The organism is Nocardia sp. NPDC023852 (genome assembly GCF_040639505.1).
GTDB lineage: Bacteria > Actinomycetota > Actinomycetes > Mycobacteriales > Mycobacteriaceae > Nocardia.
This window is the reverse complement of the sequence record NZ_JBFAAB010000027.1, coordinates 36392-58279: the sequence shown is the minus strand read 5'-3', so window position 1 is coordinate 58279 and position 21888 is coordinate 36392. Positions and strand designations below refer to the sequence as shown.

21 protein-coding genes and 1 other RNA gene are annotated in these 21888 nt (G+C 66.7%); 8 read left to right on the top strand and 14 right to left on the bottom strand.

What is annotated here, in order from left to right:
- Positions 1–9: 9 nt before the first annotated feature.
- The 3 genes from AB0H00_RS27065 to AB0H00_RS27055 form a co-directional block, all read right to left on the bottom strand.
- Entirely contained in the window at positions 10–165 is a 156-nt protein-coding gene (locus tag AB0H00_RS27065; RefSeq protein WP_357271732.1) for a hypothetical protein, read from the bottom strand.
- Positions 166–882, bottom strand: a complete 717-nt coding sequence (locus tag AB0H00_RS27060) for a class I SAM-dependent methyltransferase (RefSeq protein ID WP_357271730.1) — start codon at positions 880–882, stop codon at positions 166–168.
- 111 nt (positions 883–993) lie between these two features.
- Entirely contained in the window at positions 994–1950 is a 957-nt protein-coding gene (locus tag AB0H00_RS27055; RefSeq protein ID WP_357271728.1) for a helix-turn-helix domain-containing protein, read from the bottom strand.
- 154 nt (positions 1951–2104) lie between these two features.
- On the opposite strand from AB0H00_RS27055, the gene AB0H00_RS27050 reads away from it, so the two are divergent.
- The gene (locus AB0H00_RS27050) at positions 2105–2560 is read left to right on the top strand and encodes a hypothetical protein (protein ID WP_357271726.1); all 456 of its coding nucleotides are present in this window, start codon (positions 2105–2107) and stop codon (positions 2558–2560) included.
- A gap of 44 nt (positions 2561–2604) precedes the next feature.
- Here AB0H00_RS27050 and AB0H00_RS27045 read toward each other — a convergent pair whose 3' ends face one another.
- The 3 genes from AB0H00_RS27045 to AB0H00_RS27035 form a co-directional block, all read right to left on the bottom strand.
- The gene (locus tag AB0H00_RS27045; protein WP_357271724.1) at positions 2605–3489 is read right to left on the bottom strand and encodes a universal stress protein; all 885 of its coding nucleotides are present in this window, start codon (positions 3487–3489) and stop codon (positions 2605–2607) included.
- A 177-nt stretch (positions 3490–3666) separates the two neighbouring features.
- Complete coding sequence (locus AB0H00_RS27040) at positions 3667–4056, bottom strand: hypothetical protein (RefSeq protein WP_357271722.1); 390 nt, start codon at positions 4054–4056, stop codon at positions 3667–3669.
- Between the two features lie 474 nt (positions 4057–4530).
- Positions 4531–5409 (bottom strand): helix-turn-helix transcriptional regulator, encoded by an 879-nt coding sequence (locus AB0H00_RS27035; RefSeq protein ID WP_357271720.1) that lies wholly within the window; start codon positions 5407–5409, stop codon positions 4531–4533.
- Between the two features lie 100 nt (positions 5410–5509).
- On the opposite strand from AB0H00_RS27035, the gene AB0H00_RS27030 reads away from it, so the two are divergent.
- Positions 5510–6259, top strand: a complete 750-nt coding sequence (locus AB0H00_RS27030) for an SDR family oxidoreductase (protein ID WP_357271718.1) — start codon at positions 5510–5512, stop codon at positions 6257–6259.
- A gap of 213 nt (positions 6260–6472) precedes the next feature.
- Here AB0H00_RS27030 and AB0H00_RS27025 read toward each other — a convergent pair whose 3' ends face one another.
- The 3 genes from AB0H00_RS27025 to ssrA all read right to left on the bottom strand — a co-directional run bounded on the left by AB0H00_RS27025 (position 6473) and on the right by ssrA (position 9604).
- A complete protein-coding gene (locus AB0H00_RS27025; protein ID WP_357271716.1) occupies positions 6473–7729 on the bottom strand; it encodes a cytochrome P450 in 1257 nt (418 codons plus the stop codon).
- Between the two features lie 317 nt (positions 7730–8046).
- Positions 8047–8598, bottom strand: a complete 552-nt coding sequence (locus AB0H00_RS27020; RefSeq protein WP_357271713.1) for a phage tail tip lysozyme — start codon at positions 8596–8598, stop codon at positions 8047–8049.
- Positions 8599–9233: 635 nt separating this feature from the next.
- Positions 9234–9604: a transfer-messenger RNA gene (gene ssrA, locus AB0H00_RS27015) on the bottom strand.
- 364 nt (positions 9605–9968) lie between these two features.
- Between ssrA and AB0H00_RS27010 the strand changes: the two genes are divergently transcribed.
- Both AB0H00_RS27010 and AB0H00_RS27005 read left to right on the top strand, forming a co-directional pair.
- Positions 9969–11282, top strand: coding sequence for an ABC transporter substrate-binding protein (locus tag AB0H00_RS27010; protein WP_357271711.1), 1314 nt, complete (start codon positions 9969–9971; stop codon positions 11280–11282).
- Positions 11283–11332: 50 nt separating this feature from the next.
- Positions 11333–12592: an ABC transporter substrate-binding protein gene (locus AB0H00_RS27005; protein WP_357271709.1), complete on the top strand. Its 1260-nt coding sequence runs from the start codon at positions 11333–11335 to the stop codon at positions 12590–12592.
- Positions 12593–12720: 128 nt separating this feature from the next.
- On the opposite strand, the gene smpB is transcribed toward AB0H00_RS27005, so the two are convergent.
- From smpB to recQ, 3 genes are all read right to left on the bottom strand, one after another.
- Positions 12721–13194, bottom strand: a complete 474-nt coding sequence (gene smpB, locus AB0H00_RS27000; RefSeq protein WP_357271707.1) for an SsrA-binding protein SmpB — start codon at positions 13192–13194, stop codon at positions 12721–12723.
- A 55-nt stretch (positions 13195–13249) separates the two neighbouring features.
- The gene (locus AB0H00_RS26995; protein WP_357271705.1) at positions 13250–13498 is read right to left on the bottom strand and encodes a hypothetical protein; all 249 of its coding nucleotides are present in this window, start codon (positions 13496–13498) and stop codon (positions 13250–13252) included.
- 159 nt (positions 13499–13657) lie between these two features.
- Positions 13658–15481, bottom strand: coding sequence for a DNA helicase RecQ (gene recQ, locus AB0H00_RS26990; protein ID WP_357271774.1), 1824 nt, complete (start codon positions 15479–15481; stop codon positions 13658–13660).
- 246 nt (positions 15482–15727) lie between these two features.
- Here recQ and AB0H00_RS26985 point away from each other — a divergent pair, with 246 nt between their 5' ends.
- Positions 15728–16696 (top strand): hypothetical protein, encoded by a 969-nt coding sequence (locus AB0H00_RS26985; RefSeq protein WP_357271703.1) that lies wholly within the window; start codon positions 15728–15730, stop codon positions 16694–16696.
- A gap of 148 nt (positions 16697–16844) precedes the next feature.
- On the opposite strand, the gene hisN is transcribed toward AB0H00_RS26985, so the two are convergent.
- Positions 16845–17630 carry a histidinol-phosphatase gene (hisN, locus tag AB0H00_RS26980; protein WP_357271701.1) on the bottom strand — a complete coding sequence of 262 codons (786 nt, stop codon included), beginning with the start codon at positions 17628–17630 and terminating at the stop codon, positions 16845–16847.
- Between the two features lie 291 nt (positions 17631–17921).
- The gene (locus tag AB0H00_RS26975; RefSeq protein WP_357271698.1) at positions 17922–18518 is read right to left on the bottom strand and encodes an NAD(P)H-dependent oxidoreductase; all 597 of its coding nucleotides are present in this window, start codon (positions 18516–18518) and stop codon (positions 17922–17924) included.
- 139 nt (positions 18519–18657) lie between these two features.
- Here AB0H00_RS26975 and AB0H00_RS26970 point away from each other — a divergent pair, with 139 nt between their 5' ends.
- The 3 genes from AB0H00_RS26970 to AB0H00_RS26960 all read left to right on the top strand — a co-directional run bounded on the left by AB0H00_RS26970 (position 18658) and on the right by AB0H00_RS26960 (position 21874).
- The gene (locus AB0H00_RS26970; RefSeq protein ID WP_357271696.1) at positions 18658–19518 is read left to right on the top strand and encodes a helix-turn-helix transcriptional regulator; all 861 of its coding nucleotides are present in this window, start codon (positions 18658–18660) and stop codon (positions 19516–19518) included.
- 379 nt (positions 19519–19897) lie between these two features.
- Positions 19898–21013, top strand: coding sequence for a peptide chain release factor 2 (gene prfB / locus AB0H00_RS26965; protein ID WP_357271693.1), 1116 nt, complete (start codon positions 19898–19900; stop codon positions 21011–21013).
- Positions 21014–21874 (top strand): mechanosensitive ion channel family protein, encoded by an 861-nt coding sequence (locus tag AB0H00_RS26960; protein WP_357271691.1) that lies wholly within the window; start codon positions 21014–21016, stop codon positions 21872–21874. It begins immediately after the preceding gene.
- The last annotated feature ends 14 nt before the right edge of the window (positions 21875–21888 follow it).

Genomic DNA, 21888 nt, shown 5'->3' with positions numbered 1-21888 from the left:
AGATACCCGCTACCGCCACGCCGGCAGAGTGAGCGCCGCACCGACCGGATACAGCGACCGCAGCCCTGAGCCGTCGCCGATCACCCAGCCGTCCCGCGCACGCCGCGGCCAGTTGAACACCACCAACGTCAGAGCAAATACCGCATCATCGGTCGCCAGAAGCAATCAGATCCGCACGGCTTCGAGTACCCAGACAGGCAGCAACAGCGCACCCTCCTCGTCGAACTCCAGCGGAACCCCACGTCCGGCAAGCATCTCCCGTATCGGCGGGGGCGGCGTGATAGCCGTCAGCACGTCGGGCCGCAGCGCCGTCCGCCGCCAGTCCGGCAGGTCGAACGTGCCCGACAGCTCGGATTCCTCGATCGAGTGTGGCGCGTAGGCGTCGCTGTGTTCGGTCCGGGCGAAGCAGAACTGGATCAGCCGGGCGCCCGGCCGCATCACCCGCCGAAGCGCCGCTACGTGCGCTGCGCGCTGCCCCTGGTCCAGGCAGTGCAGCAGGGCGCTGCTGACCACGGTGTCGAATCGGTCGTCGTAGCCGGCGAGCTCGGTGGCGTCGGCTATGGCGAACGACACCGCTACCTCACACTCGGCGGCGCGAGCGCGGGCCCGCTCTACGGCGGTGGGTGCCAGGTCCAGCCCCGTGACCCGATAGCCGAGTCCAGCCAGATAGATCGAGGAATCGCCTGGGCCGCAGCCGATGTCGAGCACGTCGCCGCAGATTCGGCCCGCGCGTTCGAACTCGACGAGCAGCGGCTGCGGTTTGCCGATTTCCCACGGTAAACGGTCCATGACGACGCCTTCGGCGACCGCGCCGCTGCGATAGGCCTGTTCGAAGTCGATGGCGGCGGGGTCGAGCTGGGGTGTTGCGTCACTCTCGGTCATATCGGAGCAGTCCCTCGTTTCGATGGTGGATCGCCAGGGGATTCGACGACCGCATCCTACCGAGAACCGGAGCGTACTACTCCGGTTTTATCCCCCTCCCCACCGAGCTTGTCAAACCACTCCGCCAGATCCGTGGAAAGCCGCCCGGTAGCGGTGCGGACTGGTCCCGACCACCCGCTTGAACCGTTCGCGGAACGCGGTCGGCGAGCCGAATCCCACCTGACCCGCGATCCGGTCCACCGCGTGCCCCGTGGACTCGAGCAGGTGTTGGGCCTGCCGGATACGCGCACGGAGCAGCCACTGCAACGGTGTGGTCCCGGTGTGCTCGCGGAAGCGACGGTTGAGGGTGCGTGTGCTCATCCCGGCATGCGCGGCGATGTCGTCCAGGGTCAGATCCTTCGCGGCATTGTCCTGCATCCACAGCAGGACAGGTTCCAGCGTCGAGCCGCGCGGGGTGGGCGGCTGGTCGTGCACGATGAATTGCGCCTGCCCTCCTTCCCGCTCGAGCGGAACGACCGACAGCCTGGCCGCGTCGGCGGCGACGGCCGAGCCGTAGTCACGACGAATCATGTGCAGGCACAGGTCGATTCCGGACGCCGCGCCCGCCGAGGTGAGCAGCTGCCCGTTGTCTACGTACAACACATCCGGATCCACCTCGACGGCCGGATAGCGGGCGGCGAGTTCCGCCGCGGCGAGCCAGTGCGTGGTCGCGCGATACCCGTCGAGCAGTCCGGTGGCGGCGAGGACGAACGCCCCGGAACAGATGGACGCGATGCGGGTGCCCGCCGCGGCGGCAAGGCGCAGCGCGGCGATCGCCTCGTCCGGCACCGGCAGGCTGGGGTCCGAACAGCCGGGCACGACGATCGTGTCCGCGTCGGCCAGCGCTTCGAGTCCCCAAGGCGGTCGCAGCGTGAACACTCCGGCGTCGACCGCCGGTGCGGCCCCGCAGACCCGTACCCGGTACGCGGGACGGCCATCGGGCAGCCGCGCGCGGCCGAATACCTCGGCGGGCGTGGCCAAATCGAATGCGATCACCTGGTCCAAGGCGAGTACGGCCACAGTCTGCATGGCAAAAGAGTAGTTCGGCAGTCAATTCCAGCCAATACCACCGAGCTGCATATTCGGATGCAACCACCAGAAGCAGCTAGATGGCGAGAATCGACCGAGATATGGCAATTCTGCCCGTTCCTCCGGCTCGCAGCGCTGGCTAGCGTCGAGCGCTGTGACAAAGTTCTTGCTCTCGGTCCATGTGCTGGCCGTGATCATCGCCGTCGGCCCGGTGACGGTGGCGGCGAGCATGTTTCCCGCGACCACGCGGCGTGCCCGCACCACACCAGCGACCGACCACGGCCCGGCCGTCCTCGGCACGTTGCACCGCATCTGCCGGGTCTACGCCCTCCTCGGCCTCCTCGTTCCGGTTTTCGGCCTGCTCACCGCGCTCAGCCTCGGCGTGCTCGGCGACGCCTGGCTGGTGGCGTCGATCGGTGTGACCGTCGCCGCGGCGGGCGTGCTCGCGCTACTCGTCCTGCCCGGCCAGCAGAAGATTCTCGCCGACCTCACCGGGACAACCCCGGCGCTGATCCGTCGCCTCGCCATGGACACCGGGGTGTTCAACCTGCTGTGGGCGGTGGTCACCGTCCTGATGATCGTCCGGCCCGGGTCGACGACGGGGGCGTGAGGCCGAGGTGAAGGATCGGCTCGCCACCCTCGGCACGGACCCGGTCACTGCGGGTCGCGGACGATCATGATCGGACACTCCACCGACAGCAGCAGCGCCTGGCTGGTCGAGCCGAAGAGCATGCCGGCGAACCCACCGCGACCCCGGCTGCCGACTACGAGCAGCTGCGCGCGCTCGGACCGTTCGAGCAGATAGCGCGCAGGCCGATCCGTCACGATCTCACGGTGGATCTCGACATCGGGGAAGCGCTCCTGCCATCCGGCCAAGCTCTCCGCGAGCACGATCTGCTTCTCGGGGTCGGTGGCGATGTCGGCATCCTCTGCGGCGGGCAGCCCGACGCCGGTCCACGCGTGCAGCGCCAAGAGCGGCACCTTCCGCGCCGACGCCTCGATCAGCGCCGCCTCGATCGCGGGTTCGCTGATCCGAGTGCCGTCTACGCCGACCACGACCGGTTGCTTCCTGGCTTTCGCCGTGAGCGGCGGTCCCTCCCGGACTACGACCACCGGGCAGTGCGCCCGCCGCGCCAGCGCCGCGCTGACCGAGCCGAGCAGCGCTCGCCGCACGGTGCCACGCTCGCGAGTGCCGACCACCATCGTGCGCGCCTCGACGGTACGGTCCAGCAGCGCCGGACCGACGACCTGGTGCACCAGCTCGGTGGTGACGTCGATGTCGTGCAAAGCGCGGACTGCGAGGAGCGCCTCCTGGTGGGCGGTGTCGAGCACCCAGCGCCCGTGCCCCTCCAACCGGGCATAGTCCGTGCTGGTGAGCGGCTCGGTGATCCCAGGCCCATAGTCGGCGGTCGGATCGACGACGTGAACGAGATGCAAGGATGCGTTGTGCAGTGCCGCCGTCTGCGCGCCCCACGCGACCGCCGCCGCCGATCCGGCGGATCCATCCACACCGACCACGATCGGTCCGTTGCTTCGCATGATCACTTCCTCCCACGATGAAAGGTCGAGCTCAGCACTCCGCCGCAACCGACAGTACCGGCGCCAGGACAATGAACGCGGTCGGAGCGCCGATGGTCATCGACGGCTGCGGCATGACGGTTGTCATGCCGCTCACCTGGCCGCAAGCCGTTACCGAACGACAATCCCGCAGCGCCGTCAGCCGCCGAAAACGGTGCAGGCGTAACCCAGATGCACTCCAGTGCCGACCCGGATATCAGTGCTCGCGGCGAACGGGGCGTCCGGCTCCTGAACCGCGCTGACGGTGTGTATACCGGGGGTGGCGGGCACCCAGTCGATCAGTGCGACGCCGCCGGAGGGGCGCACCACGCCGAAGGGAACTCCGTTGTCGTAGAAGACAACCGGCGCGACGACGTCGGTGACTGTGGCACGCGCGGTGTAGGTGCACCCCGTCCCGTAGTTCGTCGCCAACCCGAAATCGAGGCCCGGATACGTCCCGACCTGCGTCACGGTGGCTCCAGCCGACGGCACGGCACACATCGCCGCGGCCCCGAACACCGCCGCTATCGCACCCACTCGCATCGTCATGTTGGTCCTGTCTGTCCTGATTACGGCGCCGGGCATGCGCACCGGCGAGGTATCTAGATCCTCGCTCCACCACAGTCTCGACAGGGCGCAAACCGCCCGAACACTCGAGGAATGCGGCGATTCCGGTCGACTGGCACGGCTGGCCGTGGCAGCGGACCGCGTGATCTCGGCGGCCGGATTGATCGACGCGACCTGGGCGGACCACCGCCGGCGAACGGGGCCAACGCCCTTTAGGCGCTGGTCTCCCGCATGGCGGTCGGCGCCGAGCGCGTGGCGGGCGTGGCGCCTGGCTACCGGCTGCGGGTCGATCCCGTCGACGTCGACCTGATCGCTTCGAACGGCCGGCCGCGTCCGTACGAGCGTCCAGCGACCTGGCCACGCTGCGGGAGGCCGAATCGGCTGTGGCGCGGGCCCGCACTGAATGATCTCGAGCAACCGCAGGTGCACGTCCTCCCAACACGGTCGCCGATCGGCTCAGCTGATCCGCTCCGCGCTCGGCTGCGCTACGTCACGTCGGTCGTCCGGAGTCTTGTCCGCCGCGATCAGGCTGCCGAGCAAGGCGAGCGACCGCTCGGACGCCGACCCCGGCTCGGCATGGTAGGCGATGAGCAGCTGGCCCGGCGCGCCGTTCACACTCAGTGTCTCGTAGGAGAGGGTCAGCTCGCCGACCATCGGGTTGCGGAAGCGTTTGACCCCCGCCGTCTTCACCCGGACGTCGTGGCGCGCCCACAGCCGACGGAACTCCTCGCTCTTCAGCGACAGCTCCCCGACCAGTTCGGTGAATCGAGGGTCGTCCAGGTCGGTGCCCGCGGTCGCCCGGAGGCTCGCCACGGTGTCGGCCGCGATGGTCGGCCAATCCGCGTAGACGTTGCACGCCTCGGGGTCGAGGAAGACCATGCGCACCTGGTTGACGCCGGGGGTCGAGCAGGCGTTGACCGCCACGGCCAGCGGGTTCGCCGCGAGCACGTCCAGATATCTGCCCAGTATCAGCGCGGGTGTGTTCGGCCACGCGTTCATCAGCCGCAGCAGTCCGGGCGCTACACGTTCGGGCCGTCGCGGCGCCCGCGGCCGCTTGACCGCCGGTCGCGCGAGCTCTCGAAGATGCGCCGTGCCCTCTTCGTCGAGAGCGAATACCCGTGCCAGCGCCGTGACGACCTGCTCGGAGGGGTGCTTGTCGCGGCCCTGCTCCAAGCGCACGTAATAGTCGGCGCTCACGCCCGCGAGCAGAGCGACCTCCTCGCGGCGCAGGCCGGCGACACGCCGCTGACCGCCGCCCAACATCCCGAAGTCCTCCGGTCGGGCCAGCTCGCGGCGCGCCCGCAAGAAAGCGCCCAGTTGATTGTCGGAGTCCATGTCCCGAGCCTAGGTGAGCCGGGCCTTCCCTGGGTGGCCCCGCGACTACCAGGAAGTCCGCGACCTGGCAGGCGACGGCGCCGGATACGACCGTGGTGGCATGACAAACAACAGCACAGGCCGCGTCGCCGTAGTCACCGGAGCATCGAGTGGAATCGGCGCCGCCACCGCCCGGCAGCTCGCCCACGGCGGCGCCAAAGTCGCCCTGCTCGGCAGGCGCAAGGATCGTATCGAGGAACTCGCCGCCGAGATCGGTGGTGACGCACTCGCCGTCGCCACCGACGTCGCCGACCAGCAGTCCGTACGGGACGCCGCCGCCACAGTGCGTGCGGCATTCGGGCCCGTCGACCTCGTCGTCGCGAACGCCGGCGTCATGCTCGCCGCTCCGTTCGAGTCCGCGCTCACCGACGAGTGGGACCAGATGGTCGGCACGAACATCAACGGATTGCTCTACACCGGAAGGGCTTTCATCGACGACCTGCTCACGGCGGCGGCCGAGGGAAGGCGATCCGATCTGGTGCTCGTCGGATCGGTCGGCGGACACATGGTGTTCCCCAACTACGCCGTGTACAGCGCCACGAAAGCCGCGGTCGCGCATCTGACCCGGAACCTGCGCGCCGAATTCGGCCCGCGCGGCGTCCGGGTGAAGAATGTCGAACCCGGCTTCGTCGGCACCGAACTCGGTTCGGGCATGCAGGACGAGCAGCAACGTGCCGGGCTGGAGCAATGGCGCACGGAGATCGAGATCCTCGAACCCGGCGACATCGCCGACGCCATCGCGTACGCCATCGCGGCACCGAAGCACGTGAACATCGCCGAGCTGATCGTGGTACCGACCCAGCAGGGCTGATCGAGGTTTCGACTGGTCGATTCGCTACTACCGTCCGGCGCAGGATCGACGTCGCCCCGGTTCTGCGCCACCCCCGGCCTGAGGACGCCTGGGCGGTCGCCGGGGTCCGGTACCACGGCTGGCGTGACGCGAACCTGGGCAACGTCCCCGACGCCTTGCTCACCTCCGGCACCGGCGCACCGCGGCGATCCCACCAGCTTTGCGGTTCCGCTGCTACGCCTCAGGTAGCCGCGGGGATTTCGGGAAGATGACGGGCAGCGCGGTCAATGCCCGGTGGAACGGGCCCGGCCGCCAGGTCAGGTCACCAGGCGATATCGCGAGGCGTATCTCCGGCAGGGCGTCGAGTAGTTGGTCGATGGCGTCCTGGGCGACCAAGTAAGCAATCGAACTGGCGGGGCAGACATGCGGCCCGGCGCCCCAAGCCAGATGGGAACGATTACCCGCGTACTGGTCGGCACCGATCGCGGGATCGTTGTTGCAGGCAGCGATACTGATGACGAGCGGTTGGTGGGCGGGTAGCCAGACATCGTCGATCAGGATCGGCTGTCTCGGAAAGCTGAAGCAGAAGTTCGCCATCGGCGGATTGTTGAACAACACCTCGTCGAGGGCGTCCCGGGTCGACTGGCTCCCACCCAGCACACTGTCGCCGAACCGCTCGTCGGTGAGGATCAGCAGCAGGGTGTTGACGATCAGATTCTGCTGCGGTTCGATACCCGCGCCGTACAGCGTGCCCAGCTGATGCACCATCTCCGTATCGCTCAGCCCGGCCAGGTGCAGCAGCATCCGCGTGGCTACGTCGTCGCCGGGTTCGGCTCGTTTGAGCAGAGTCAACTGCAGCATCGCGTCGGTGAGCGTCTTGTTCCCCGTTTCCGCATCGACGCCCTCGAAGATCGCGGCCATACCTCTCGCCGCCTGCTGTGCGATCTCGGCGGGACAACCGAGCATCGCGTTCAGCACCGCGAAAGCCAGCGGAAACGCGTACTGGCGGACCAGATCCGCTGACCCGTCCGCGCAGAACGAATTGATCAGCGGGATCGCGATCTGCGCCACGATGTCGTGCAGGCTGTACTGATCGACCTTCTCGAGGCCCGCGATATTGGTTTGCCGATAGCGGGCATGCTCGGCACCTGCGCTGCGCAAAGCGTTCGGCCGCCACTGCATCATCGGCAGCACGGGGCAGTCGGTGGGAACGTTCTTCTGCCAGGTGCGCGGATCGGCCGGGAAATGGTCCGGGTCGTTGAGGATCCGCACCGCGGTGTAGTACCCGATCACCAAGGTGGCGGGCACACCCGACGCCAATTCCACCGGCACCAACGACCCGTACTGTTCCCGCATCTCCCGATAGGCTCGGTGCGGATCCGCCGCGAACTCCGGCGAATGCAGCGATATCCGTGGGCCATCGGTGTCGATCGGCGAATCGAGCGGCGCGCGACCGGATCGGCTGTGCGCCGGTGAGGACGGCATCGACATAGGCGAGAAACTCCAAGCGTTAGAACAGTAAGCCCCGTGAGCCTATGCAGCCAGCGAACTTTCCGCACCCTGAACTGCTCAACCGACGCGCATTCCGGCCCGAGCACGACACCGATTCCCCGTCGGCTTCCGCAAAAAGCCCGCCCGCAGTTGGCCGCCGTGCGTGTGACCGGCCATTCGCAGGTCGACACCATGCGCGAGGCGTCGTGGATGAGGATGGGCTGATGCACTAGGACTACGCCCGTGTGCACGCCGGCCGTCAATCGACCCGGTACCGACCGATGCGCCGCTGCGCGACCGGCCGCGAGCCAGGGTCTTCAGCACCTTCCAGGCGAACCTGGGCATGCACCGGTGCATCGACATTTCTCCCAATTGCCCTTTTCGGAGGTTGCGGCTTCATGCATCATGAAATCGACCTGCGCCTTCCAGTCACCGACCCGGCTACCCGCGAAAGCACGCAGCGCGTCGTCCCGGCCCCCTTCCCACTGGATCAGGCCGATGGCACCTTCACCCGCGTTGTATGCGGCGGTGTTGAAGCTCGATTCGGTCTGCATATTACCGAGGATGGCAGTCGCTTCATTGTGCGTCAGGCCGTATTTATCTCTGAGGTATCGATAGATTTGCTCAGCCTTCGCCTTCTGGCCGCTGGATATCGTCTGGGCGTTCGCGGCAGAACCTGTATACGAGACCGGGCTTCCTGTGCCGGAGCCGCTGTAGCCACCAGTTGGCGTCGGATAGCTGTTTCCGGCGTAAGGGGGAGTGCTCGTGTTGTAGGTGGGAGTGGAGCCGCCGATCCCCTCAGCTTGTTGCGTGATCTTCGCCTGGGCGTCCACGACCTTGTCATGGGTGTTGCCGACAGCCTTGGCCACGGCCGCGACATGAGACCTAACTCGGCACTCACCGTCAGATGCTTCTGCGGGTGCGGATTGTCTTTCGTCGGCGGATCCCGCACCGGCTCAGGTGCCTTGTCCAACGCATCTTTGAGCTCGGCGACATAACCTTGGATGTCGGAGAACGCGCTCGCAGCGATTCCGGATGTCGCAAAGGTGGAGGTGTCTACGCCTTCATCGGTGACATGTATCGCCTCTTTGGCGGCGCCTACCGTCTTGTCCAAATCACCATAACTCTTGACCATCACACCGCCGGTTTTCTCGTCGACGTCGACGACCTTGCCATCGCCTTCCAAACGCTGCGAGTAATCCGGAACAGTGGTGTGCCCCGAGCCGAGGACCTCCAATAATGCCTCAATCGCTCGCCCGCCCCAATCGATGAAGTCCTTCAGCACTTGCGATGATCCATCAGGATGCTCCAACGGCATCACCTTGTAACGCTCGCCGGTCATCAGAGGCTCCGCTTCTCCGATACCACCATCGCATCCTCTGCTCACTTCAGGACTGTCAGGCCACCGGGCGACCTTCCGTAACTTGCCCTATTCGAGCATCGACCATCCCCTGCATTGAGAAACGAGAAAGACCCACGCTCTCCATGAGTGTGGGTCTTTCTCTGGTGGAGCTGCCGGGAATCGAACCCGGGTCCTCCGCCGCGTCTTCAGGGCTTCTCCGTGTGCAGTCCGCTAGGCCTCTACTCGGATCTCCGAGTCTCGCGAACAAGCTCGGATGACGATCCCAGTCGCTGTTTGCTGTCCCGTCCTACTCCGCGACCGAGTAGGACGGTGAGCCCTCTAGCTGATGCCGGCACCGGAGCCGAGGGCATGCCCCGGGCCGACAGAGACGCTCTGCTGATTAGGCAGCGAGAGCGTACTCGCGCTGATGAGAATCGGCGCTTAATTGGTTGCAGCGACGCTTACGGTGGTCTCTTGCCTGCACCGACACGCTTCCCCTGAATCTACGTACGCAGTCGAAACCGTTCAGCCCCGTACGCCCCGGCTCCTTGCCGGGCTGTTCATATTAACACCGCTCGGATCGAGGATCATCCCATTATTCGGTAGTGGCGGGCGCCACACTGTTGTTGGCGCGGCCTGCCCGTATCGACACCGCGCAACCCGCGCCGCGTAGAGGTATCGACAGGCAGACCATGACAACCCGGCGGGCCCTGCGTCGACGAGCCCTCTCTCGCAGCGCGGCAGGCGGCGGTCAGTGCCCCTCCGGACGCGGACACGCCCAGCCTTCCCGGATGCTGGCACACGATCGCCCCGGCCCGATGCCGAGGCGACTTACACTGCACGGGCCGTCCGCTCGGCCCTGGGCAGCGGGCCTCGATTTCAGACTAAGGAAACACTTTGGCAGTACCGACAATTCGGGATAGGTTGCTGCGCCTGTCCGCCCTCACCGTCATCGCCGGGCTCGTCCTTTCCGGTTGCTCCTACCTGCGAGGCAACTCGGCGCGAGCCGACGCGCCGGGTGTCACCTCCGATCCCTGCCCGAACGCCGTCGACACCAGCAAAGGCTGCATTTATCTCGGCGTGCTGTCCGACCTGACGAGCGGACCGTTCGCCGCGCTGGGCAAGGACATCAACAACGGCCAGTTGGCGTTTTGGAGAGCGGTGAACGCAGCGGGTGGGATCGGCGGCAAGTACGAGGTCGACATCGCCACCTACACCGAGGACACCTCCTATGATCTGCGGAAGCACGCCGAGGCGTATCAGCGGATCGAACCGCACGTGCTCGCGCTCTCGATGAGTCTCGGCACCGTGCAGACGCAGAGGGTGCTCGACCGGATGGACGCGGCGGATATGGTTGCCATCGCCGGAACCCTTTGGTCGGGCTGGCAGTTCGAGAACAGCGACAAAGGGCTGCTGCTGGAATCCGGCTACTCCTACTGCTCCGAGGCGATCATTGCCCTGGACTGGGTCGCGGAGCAAAGGGCGAAGCCGAACTCGATCGCTACCGTCAGCTACCAGGGCGACTATGGTGGCGACTACGCGACCGGCGCGAAGAAGTGGGCCTCCGCCAACCGCGTCGACGTGGTGGCGCAGATCGATACCGAACCGAACACGCAGATCGGCAACCAGGACGCCGCGGTCGCCAAGATCCTCGCCGCGGGAGCAGATCTCGTGCTGCTGGCCACGGGCCCAGCCGAAGCCGGTGAGATCATGGGCAAAGCGGCGCTGGCGGGCTACCGCGGCAGGTTCCTCGGCTCCGGCCCGACCTGGAACGGCGGCCTGTTGAAAAGCCCTGCGGCGACCGAGATCACGGCACGATACAACATGACCTCGCCGCTGGACGGCTGGGACGGCACCAGCGCGGGCGCCAAGAAGGCACGCGCCTCGGCGACGCTGGAGCCCTCGACCTGGGGGTACAGCGCTGGCTGGATGTTCTCCTACCCGATGAAGGCACTGTTGACGAGGGCCGTGGTCGAAGGCAAGCTCAGGCGCAAGGGTGTCCGCGAGTCGGTACCAGGCCTGCGCGTCGATTACGAGGGAGCGATTCCCGAATATACCTATGACGCAGCCAAACCCGACCTTTCCCGACAGCGGGCGATCATCGAGATGCCCGACCAGACCGCGCCGCTGGGCGCCAAGACCTTGGCGTCCGACTACCACGGCCCGACCCAGGATCGCATCTCCCTCACCGAGCCCTGCGTGCAGCCGTAAGAGAGCCAGACATGAGATTCACCAGCAACCGTCGCCGACTATCTCGTATCATGGCCGCGCCCCTGGCGTTCGGGCTCATGTTGACGGGCGCCTGCTCGGCGTCGGCACCCGCCGCGACTCCCGGCATTACTCGCGCGCCGTGCCCGCAAGCTATCCACAAGGACAAGGGCTGCATCTACCTCGGCGTTCTGTCCGATCTGAACAACGGCCCCTTCGCACCGCTCGGAAGGTCCATGCAGGACGGGCAACTCGCGTTCTGGAACGAGGTGAACAAACAGGGCGGGATCGGCGGCTACGAGATCGACATCGCGACCTACACCCGCGACACCGCCTACGACCCACGCAAACATGTCACGGAATTCGAGAATGTAGCGCCGCACGTGCTCGCCCTGGCGATGAGTTTCGGTACCGCGCAGACACTCGCGGTTCTCCACGATATGGACGAGGCGAACCTGGTGACGGGGGCGGGCACGCTCTGGTCGGGCTGGCAATATCGCTCCACCGACCGTGATCTCGTGCTGGACGACGGCTACTCGTACTGCACCGAAGCCGTCCTCGGCTTGGACTGGTTCGCGCAGAACCACTATCAACCACGCACGCTCGGAGTGGTCGCCTACCGTGGCAACTACGGCGGCGACTATGCCAGCGGGGCGCTCAAGTGGGCGTTGGACAACGGCGCGACGATTGCCTCACGGATCGACACCGGCCCTAACAGCGAGGTCGGCAACCAGGATTTCCCGGTTGCCGAGATCATGGCCAATCCACCTGATCTCGTTCTGCTGGCCACCGGGCCCGCCGAAACCGCCGAGATCGTCAGCAAACTCGCGAAGGATGGCTACACCGGCCGTTTCCTCGGGTCCACACCGACCTGGAACAGCGCGTTGCTCAAAACACCTGCCGCGCAGGCACTTACCACGCTGTACAACTACACTTCGCCGTTCGACGGCTGGGATGGGAACAGCGTCGGGGCCCAGCGCGCCAGGAACGCCGCACCGAGCGAACCGACCAACTTCGGCTACAACATCGGCTGGGCCATCTCCTATCCGATGAAGGCGCTGCTGACCAAGGCCGCCGGGTCGGGTGAAATCGACCGGCCGGCCCTGCGCAACACGCTCGACAGGCTCACTGTGGATTCCGAAGGCATGGCAGCGACCCGGATCTACGGGCGCGACGAACCCGACGTCGCGGCGCAGCGTGCGGTGGTCAACGTGCCCGATCCGAATACGTCGCTCGGTTCGCGCACGGTGGTCGCCGACTACCAGAGTCCCACGCTGAAGCGGATCGCTATCCACGAACCGTGTACCCGGTAATCCGCCTGTTCAGGCCGCGGCGATGAGCGTGACCGCAGCCGCCGGAACGCCCTGCGGCCTGCGCGGTCAGCCATGCGACTCCCGATGCGGCGGCGCGCTGCGTGAACAGCGGCCATAGCCGGATTACGTCACCTCATGCCTTTGATTCGCCGTCCTAGCTCGCGGGTGACCTCGCGCTCCGCCGTGCGCTTGGCCAGGTCCTGGCGCTTGTCGTAGTCCTGCTTACCCTTGGCGAGGGCCAGCTCTACCTTCACTTTGCCGTCGGAGAAGTACATCGACAGCGGCACCAGGGTCTGGTTGCCCTCGCGCGACTTGCCGACCAGCCGCTCGATCTCGCGCTTGTGCAGGAGCAACTTGCGTACCCGGCGCGGCGAGTGGTTGGTCCAGGTGCCGTGGCTGAACTCGGGAATATGCAGCCCGCGCAGCCACACCTCGCCGTTGTCCACCGTCGCGAAGGCGTCAACGAGCGAGGCCTTGCCCTCACGCAGGCTCTTCACCTCGGTGCCGACCAGCGCGATCCCGGCCTCGTAAATATCCAGGATCGTGTAGTTGTGCCGCGCCCGGCGGTTGGTCGCGATGACCTTACGCCCCTTCTCCTTCATAACGGTCAACTCTAAGTGACGCGGCAACCGGATTATTCCCGCAGGTCGTACACCGCTAACCACTCTGGCGCAGCACGATGTAGAGCACGAGGACCGCGACGAACGCGGCGGCCAAGAACACCGTGGACAGCCGCGGCCCACCGTGCCGGTGCGGCGGCGTCGCGGTCATGTGTGCCAGCCACCCGCCCTCCACGGATGGATCGGTCCTGCTGCGAACGTACGGCGGCGCGTCCGCTGGTTCACCCCCCGGAGAGCCGGTAGAAATTTCGGCCCCGTCGTCGCTGGGACCATCACCCGGTGCCATAGCCAGAACCGTAGCCGCACCGACGGCGACACGCTGCAATTCCCGCGCGCAGCAACACGGTTGGAACTCCGGCGCGTGTCGCCGTCACTCGCCGTCCTCCACAGTCGTTCGCCGCCCCGCACCCACGGTGACCGGCACGCGGTGACCCGTGGCCGGGGCTCACCCTGCGGCGAGCACCTCGAGCACTTGCTCTCCGTACTTCGCGAGCTTGTTCTCGCCGACGCCGCCGACGCCGCCGAGATCGGCGAGGCTTGCGGGTTTGCGGGCCGCGATCTCACGCAAGGTGGCGTCGTGAAAGACGACATACGCCGGCACACCCTGCTCCTTGGCGGTGGCCGCGCGCCATTCGCGCAGCTTCTCGAACAGCGGCACGTCGGCGGGCGGCAGCTCGGCGGCCACGGATCTACCCACTTTCGCGGCGCGCGCCGGTTTGGCTGCTCGTTCGGGTTCCCGGCGCAGCAACACCTGGCGTCCGTCGAACAGCACCTCGCTGCTGGCCTCGGTGAGCGTCAGGACACCGTAGTCACCGTGCACGGCGAGCAGGCCACAGGCGAGCAGTTGCCGTACCACGCCGCGCCATTCCGTATCGCGCAGATCCGTACCGATGCCGAAGACCTTCAGCTCGTGATGGTCGTACTGCAACACCTTCGGGTTCTTCTTGCCGAGCAGAATGTCGACGATATGGCCCGCGCCGAAACGCTGGCCCCGTTCCCGCTCGAGCCGCAGCACCGTGGACAACAGCTTCTGCGCGGCCACGGTGCCATCCCAGGATTGCGGTGGCGACAGGCAGGTGTCGCAGTTGCCACACGGCAAGCCCGGCTGGCCGAAGTACGCCAGCAGCTGGGTGCGGCGGCAGCTCACCGTCTCGCATAACGCGAGCATCGCCTCCAGGTGCAGTTGGAGCTGACGCCGGTGAGCGGCGTCACCATCGGAAGCCTCGATCAGTTTGCGTTGCTGCACCACGTCGCTGAGGCCATAGACCATCCACGCGGTAGAGGGCAGCCCATCTCGGCCCGCGCGGCCGGTCTCCTGGTAGTAGCCCTCGACAGACTTCGGTAGGTCGAGGTGTGCGACGAAGCGCACGTCGGGCTTGTCGATGCCCATCCCGAAGGCAATAGTCGCCACGACGACCAGACCGTCTTCGCGGAGGAACCGCGACTGATTCACGGCACGAGTGCGATTGTCCAGGCCAGCGTGATACGGCACGGCGGTGATGCCGTTCTCGGTGAGGAAGGCGGCGGTCTTCTCCACCGAGTTGCGCGAGAGACAATAGACGATGCCCGCATCCCCCGAATGCTCGGTGCGGATGAATTCCAGCAGCTGGCGCTCGGGCCGGTTCTTCGGCTCGATCCGGTACTGGATATTGGGTCGGTCGAAGCTGGCGACGAAGCGACGGGCCGAGCCGAGGTCGAGACGCTGAATGATCTCGTCGCGCGTCTTCTCGGTGGCGGTCGCGGTCAGCGCGATCCGCGGCACGTCCGGCCACCGCTCGTGCAATACGGAAAGGCCCAGATAGTCGGGGCGGAAGTCGTGGCCCCACTGAGAGACACAGTGCGCCTCATCGATGGCGAACAACGCGACCTTGCCCCGATCGAGCAGCTTGGCGGTCGATTCCAAGCGCAGCCGCTCCGGCGCCAGGTACAGCAGGTCGAGTTCCCCCGCCACGAATTGCGCTTCCACCATCCGGCGCTCGTCGGGGTACTGGGTGGAGTTCAGGAAGCCCGCGCGCACGCCGAGGGCACTGAGCGCGTCCACCTGATCCTGCATCAGCGCAATCAGCGGCGAGACCACCACCCCGACGCCGGGGCGCACCAGGGCGGGCACCTGGTAGCAGAGCGACTTCCCGCCGCCGGTCGGCATGAGGACCAGTGCGTCGCCACCCGCGACCACGTGCTCGACGATCTCGTGCTGGTCGCCGCGGAAGCTGTCGTAGCCGAAGACTCGGCGTAGAACCTGTTGCGCCGCACCGGATCCGGCGTCCATGCCCGGCTCGCCGTCGATCGCCACAGCCGCGAAATCATCGAGGGAAGTCACCCGGCCCATCCTACGAGCGCTCGCCCGCCGCGGTATGGGTACGCGTCGTCGTTCACCGTGCTCGGCCGCCTGGTTCTCCACATGTGGAGAACCGAATGTCATTTGCCCGACCCCGACCCGCTGACGTGCGGATTCATCCATCCGTGGCAATTCGTCGAGCTGTCCGAATCGTTCGACGCTGTTACGTTCACTCTCATGGCAACAGGAATGGGGAGCAATCGCGTGCGGGTGGCGCTGGTCATCGCTGCGGTGTTCGCGGGCATCGCGGCGGCCACGCCGACGTCGCAGGCGGGAACAGTCCCCACCATGTGCTCGGAAGGATGGGAAGCCACCACGGTGGTCGAGGGTGTCGGCAATCTGGAGAACCTCGACTCCGACGGGCGGGGCGGCTTCTACGTCACCGGGATCATGGACGGGTACCTCGCGCACGTCGACGGCGCCGGGCGGATGGAGAAGCTGGTAACGGGGTTGTGGCGTCCGGCAGGAGTGCGCGTCGCGGGACCGTACGTCTACTTCCTCACCGGTGACGGACTCAGCGAGCCGCCCGGCACGCTACAGCGCTACGACACCGCGACTGGAAGGGTGCAAATCCTGCTCACCGGGCTGAACGGTCCGAACGGACTGCTGTTGCTGCCGGACGGCGGCCTGCTGTTCACCACCATCGGCCTCGGCGGTCCGACCGGCATCTCCCGCTACTGGCCGGCGGCGAACGAGTACGAGCGGGATTGGGCGAGCCTGCCGCCGGCCAACGGCATCGCGCTCGCCGCCGACGGCGAGTCGATCTATGTCGACACGATGACTCTGCAGATCTACCGCATCCCATTGCACGACCCCAGCCGCCACACCCTCGCCTCTGGCATCCCCGACTTGGTCGCGCTACCCGACGATATGGAGGCCACCCGCGCCGGAGCCCTGTTCGTCGCCGATCACATTCTCGGCGCCGTCTACCAGGTGGACACGGCCACCGGCGCGACCTGCGCGATTATCACCGGCCTGATCAAGCCCGGCCCCCTGCGGAACCCACCGGACGGCGCCACCTCGGTTCGCATCGCTCGGGATGGAGATTGGGCACTGTTCGTGACCAGTATGGACGGCACTCTTCGACGCCTGCGCCCACCTGCTGGTGTTGACATCACCCCTGCGACACCGGGCAAGACCCGATAGTGCCCGGGCACGGCTATGCATCGGGGCCGCATGCCACTGCGGCACCAACTGCGTGGCCATGCTGCCTCTAACCAGGCAAGCCGCGAGTCCGACTGCTGCGCCTTCCGTCGACGATCCGTTCGGCGGGATCTGTTCGGGATGTCATCGCTCAGCCCGGGAACCGGTTGAGGACCTCGTCGTGGAGGAGCCCGTTGGTGGCGATGGCGTCGCCGCCGTGCGGGCCAGGTTTGCCGTCAAGGGAGGTGAAGCGGCCACCGGCCTCCCGGACGAGGACGTCCAAGGCTGCCAGATCCCACAGGGATACTTCGGGTTCGGTCGCGATGTCGACGGCGCCCTCGGCGACCAGGCAGTAGCTGAGAAAATCGCCGTAGCCGCGCACCCGCCACACGTCGTCGGTCAGTGCGATGAAGTCGTCACGCAGGCCACGCTCGCGCCAGCCGGACAGGCTGGAAAACGCCAGGCTGGCCGAGCTCAACTCACCGACGGCGGAAACCGAAATCTCCTTGCCGGCGCCCGATTCGAAGCTCGACCATGCTCCCGAGCCCGCGGCGGCCCACCACCGCCGGGCCAGCGCGGGCGCGCTCACCACACCGACGACCGGCTCGCCGTCCTCCAGCAGCGCGATCAGCGTCGCCCAGATCGGCACCCGCCGCACGAAGTTCTTCGTACCGTCGATCGGATCGACCACCCACTGCCTTCCACTGAACTCAGCGGTGCCGCCGAACTCCTCACCGAGCACCGCGTCGTCCGGCCGCTTCTCGGACAACACCTGCCGAATTGCCTTCTCCACGGCCAGGTCGGCATCCGAGACCGGCGTCAGATCCGGCTTCGCGTCGACTTTCAAATCCAGCGCACCGAAGCGAGCCCGGGTGATGGCATCGGCCGCATCGGCCAGCCACAGGGCGAGTTCGAGATCGGAGGAGTACACAGCCACGCCACGCACCCTATCGGTTCGAGTGCCGGCCGACCGCGCTCACGGGCGGCTGAGTTCCGACAGCCGACCGTACCTCAGCAAAACAGTACGACGATGCGCTGAACAGCACCGGCCAGGCGGCCGGTCGGTCGCCGTCGAGGTGGAGTTCCAGCACTGGATCGGCAGCGCATCGCAGGGCGAGATCCTCGAACTCTGGACGCACTCGAGCTCTTCGACGTGTTCGCCACCCTGCCCAGTTCCCCCGTGCTCCGGAATCCCGAGCACCCTGGGGACCGCAACCATCGATATCGCTCACGCTGCCGCCTGAACTGCGCGGGCGGTGTTCAATGCACTTGCCCACCAATGCAATTGGTCGAGCATCGTCGCGGCGGCCGCGGCGGGCTCATCGGGCTCGAGCAGCCGGCCTTCGGCGTCGAAGAGTAGATAGTAGCGCGGGAACGAGACGTAATCGCGGAGGGTGTGGGCGTTGAGTTCGTTGAAGATCTGGCGTAGGTGCTCGATGGCGAGCAAGCCGCCGCTGGCCCCGCTGTAGCCGACGAACCCGATCGCCTTGGCATCCCACTGGGTGTAATGCCAGTCGATAGCGGCCTTCAGCGCGGCCGGGATGCTGCGGTTGTAGTCGGGCGTGACGATGACGAACGCGTCGGCCGCCGTGAGCCTACGGGTGAGCTCGATCATGCCCGCTGGGCGCTGCGGGTTCGGCTCGAGCGCCGGGGGAACGGCGGGCAGTTCGAGCGGCAAGTGCGCTTCGGCCAGATCGATGACGTCCACTTCGAACGCATCATGCCGCTGTGCCTGCTCGGCGAACCACGAGGCTACGGCGGGTCCGAAGCGGCCATCCCGGACGCTGCCGATGATCACCGCGAGCTTCAGTGGGGCATTGGACATGTTGTTCCTCCTCGGATCGAGAACGACCGGTCGGGCCGCAGGTCCAATCTGCTGCCCTGCACGCAGGCAAGGAAGACCGCCGCAAGAGTGGTAGTGACAGGGACACCCTCGGGCGGTTTGTACTTGTTACGTTCGAAGGGTGAGCGACAACGAGTTGGGTCTGTTCCTGCGCACCCGCCGCGAAGGGGTGACACCTGCCCAGGTCGGCCTGCCCACCGGACCCCGGCGCCGCACCCCCGGGCTGCGTCGGGCGGAACTGGCGACGCTGGCCGGGGTGAGCGTGGAGTACATCACCCGGCTCGAACAGGGCCGCGACCGGCGCCCCTCGCCGCAGGTACTGTCCGCGCTGGCAGACGCGCTCGGCCTCAGCCCCGCCGAACGGGTCCACCTGCACCGCCTGACCAAGGCGGCGGACACCGGGTTCAACTGCATGGGCGGCGCGCAACCACAGCGCGACGTTCGCCCCACCGTGCGGGCGATCCTGGACCGCCTCGAACCCGCGCCCGCCGTGGTGGTGAACCGCCTGACCGAGGTTCTCGCCTACACCGATGGCTACCACCGGCTGATGGCGCCGACCGGGTTGTTCACCGGAACGGATACCCCAGCGAACCTGTCCCGTTTCCTCTTCACCGGCCCCGACGCCCGCGCGCTCTACCCGGACTGGGGGCATGTCGCCGACGAAATGGTCGCCACGCTGAAGCAAGGCCCGTTCCGCGCGGATCCGCACATCGCCGCGCTCGCCGACGAGCTCACCGTCATCGCGGGCTCCGCCTTCGCCGACCGCGTCGAGACCATCCCCAGCCTGGCCGCCGCCACAGGTATCACGCGGTTCGCCCACCCCGAGGCGGGTGCCCTCCGCCTCGCCTACGAGATTCTCGACCTCTCCGCCGACGACGACCAGCAACTGATCGTCCATCTCCCAGCCGACGAAGCGACCGCGGCCGCCCTCGACCGGCTCACCGGCCGCCGCCCCGGCGCGTTGCGCGCGGTTTCCGGCTGATCCCCCACGATCACAGTCGCCACTCTGCGCCTGGCGCCCTCGCCTCACCTTCGAACGCCCGACCTGACGATCCCAGGCACCTATGGCACCGCACCTATTCCACCTGCGACATCGGCTCCGTTCCTGCACGGATGCGACCCCACCCCAAGACTTCCAAACATCAACTGCGCCAAACCCGGTCACCGTTCGGGGTAAATTCCTCGAGGTGTCCACTACATCGCGCCCTCCCGACGTCGGGCGGTCGGCGAACGTGGACCGCCGAGGCGAGACGCCCGTCTCACTCCTCCGCCCCGCTTCGCACTCGCGCCGACGCTGTGTCGAATACCGCCGCGCCCACTAGTGTGCTGCGACCTCCGAAGGGCAGCTAGGCTTGACGACCGTGCAACCTGACGTTTCCGCTGATCTCGCCGAACTCGACGCCACTCTGAAGACAGTCGAATCGGTCCTCGACATCGAGGAGCTGCGCCGTCGTATCGACGAACTCGAGCACCAGGCCGCGGATCCCGACCTGTGGAACGACCAGGACCACGCCCAGCAGGTGACCAGCGAGCTCTCGCACGCGCAGGGCGAGCTGCGCCGGGTGGAGGAACTGCGCCAGCGGCTCGAGGACCTGCCCATCCTCTACGAGCTTGCCGAGGAGGAAGGCGGCGAGGCCAAGGCCACCGCGCTCGCCGAGGCCGACGCCGAACGCGCCGCGCTGCACGGTGACGTGGAGGCGATGGAGGTCCGCACCCTGCTGTCGGGTGAGTACGACAAGCGCGACGCGCTGGTCAACATCCGCTCCGGCGCCGGTGGCGTGGACGCCGCCGACTGGGCCGAGATGCTGATGCGCATGTACATCCGCTGGGCGGACCGACACAAGTACGCGGTCGAGGTGTACGACACCTCATACGCCGAAGAGGCGGGCATCAAGAGCGCCACCTTCGCGGTGAAGACCCCATACGCTTACGGCACCCTGTCGGTCGAGATGGGCACGCACCGACTGGTGCGGATCAGCCCGTTCGACAACCAGGGCCGCCGCCAGACCTCGTTTGCCGAGGTAGAGGTGCTCCCCGTGGTCGAGACCACCGACCACATCGAGATTCCCGAGACCGAGATCCGCGTCGACGTGTACCGCTCGTCAGGCCCTGGCGGTCAGAGCGTCAACACCACCGACTCCGCCGTCCGCATCACCCACCTGCCCACCGGCATCGTGGTGACCTGCCAAAACGAGAAATCTCAGCTGCAGAACAAGATTTCCGCCATGCGAGTGCTGCAGGCCAAGCTGCTGGAGCGCAAGCGGCAGGAGGAGCGCGCCGAAATGGACGCGCTGAAAACCAACGAGGGCGCGTCCTGGGGCAACCAAATGCGTTCCTACGTGCTGCATCCGTACCAGATGGTCAAGGACCTACGAACGAACTTCGAGGTCAACAACCCGTCGTCGGTGCTCGACGGTGACATCGACGGGTTCATCGAGTCCGGTATCCGCTGGCGAATGCGAGAGCAGGCGAGCTAGATGAATATCGCGGAAATCCAGGCGGTCGGCTCCACCGGTTTCACCACCTGGCTGCGCGGTGCGGGCCTGGAGATCGTGCTGCTCATCCTCGGAGCGGTGCTGTTCAGCCGGTTCGCCACCTTCGTACGAGACCGGGTCACTCGCAAGATCGACGCCGGATTCCGCAGCAGCGACGCGCTGGTGCGGACCGAGGCGGCCAAGCACCGGCATGCACTGGCCCAGGTGATCACCTGGGTGGTGCTGACCATCGTCTATGTGTTGATCACCATGGAGGTGCTGCGGCGGCTCGGTTTCGCCGTGACCGGATTGGTCGCGCCCGCCGCCGTGCTCGGCGCCGCACTCGGTTTCGGCGCGCAGCGCATCGTTCAGGACATTCTCGCCGGGTTCTTCCTGATCACCGAGCGGCAGTACGGATTCGGCGATGTGGTCCGCATCGCGGTTACTGGATCCGCGGAGCATGCCGAGGGTACGGTCGAGGACGTCACGTTGCGGATCACCACCTTGCGTAACGCGGATGGCGAGGTGATCACCGTGCCTAATGGCCAGATCGTGAAGGTCACGAATCTGTCGAAGGATTGGGCGCGTGCCGCGATCGACGTGCCAGTGGCCGCGAGCGCTGACATCACCAGGGTCAACGAGATCCTGCACGAGGTCGGTACAAAGGCGTACGACGACGTTCGCCTCAAGCCATTGCTGCTCGACGAGCCCACCGTGATGGGTGTGGAAGACCTGACCGTCGACCAGATGAACATCCGAATGGTTGCCCGCACGTTGCCAGGCAAACAATTCGAAGTCGGACGCGAACTGCGGGTGCGGGTAGCCGCGGCATTGCGCCGGGAGGGAATCAGTGAGACCACGTAGATCCACGGCGATCC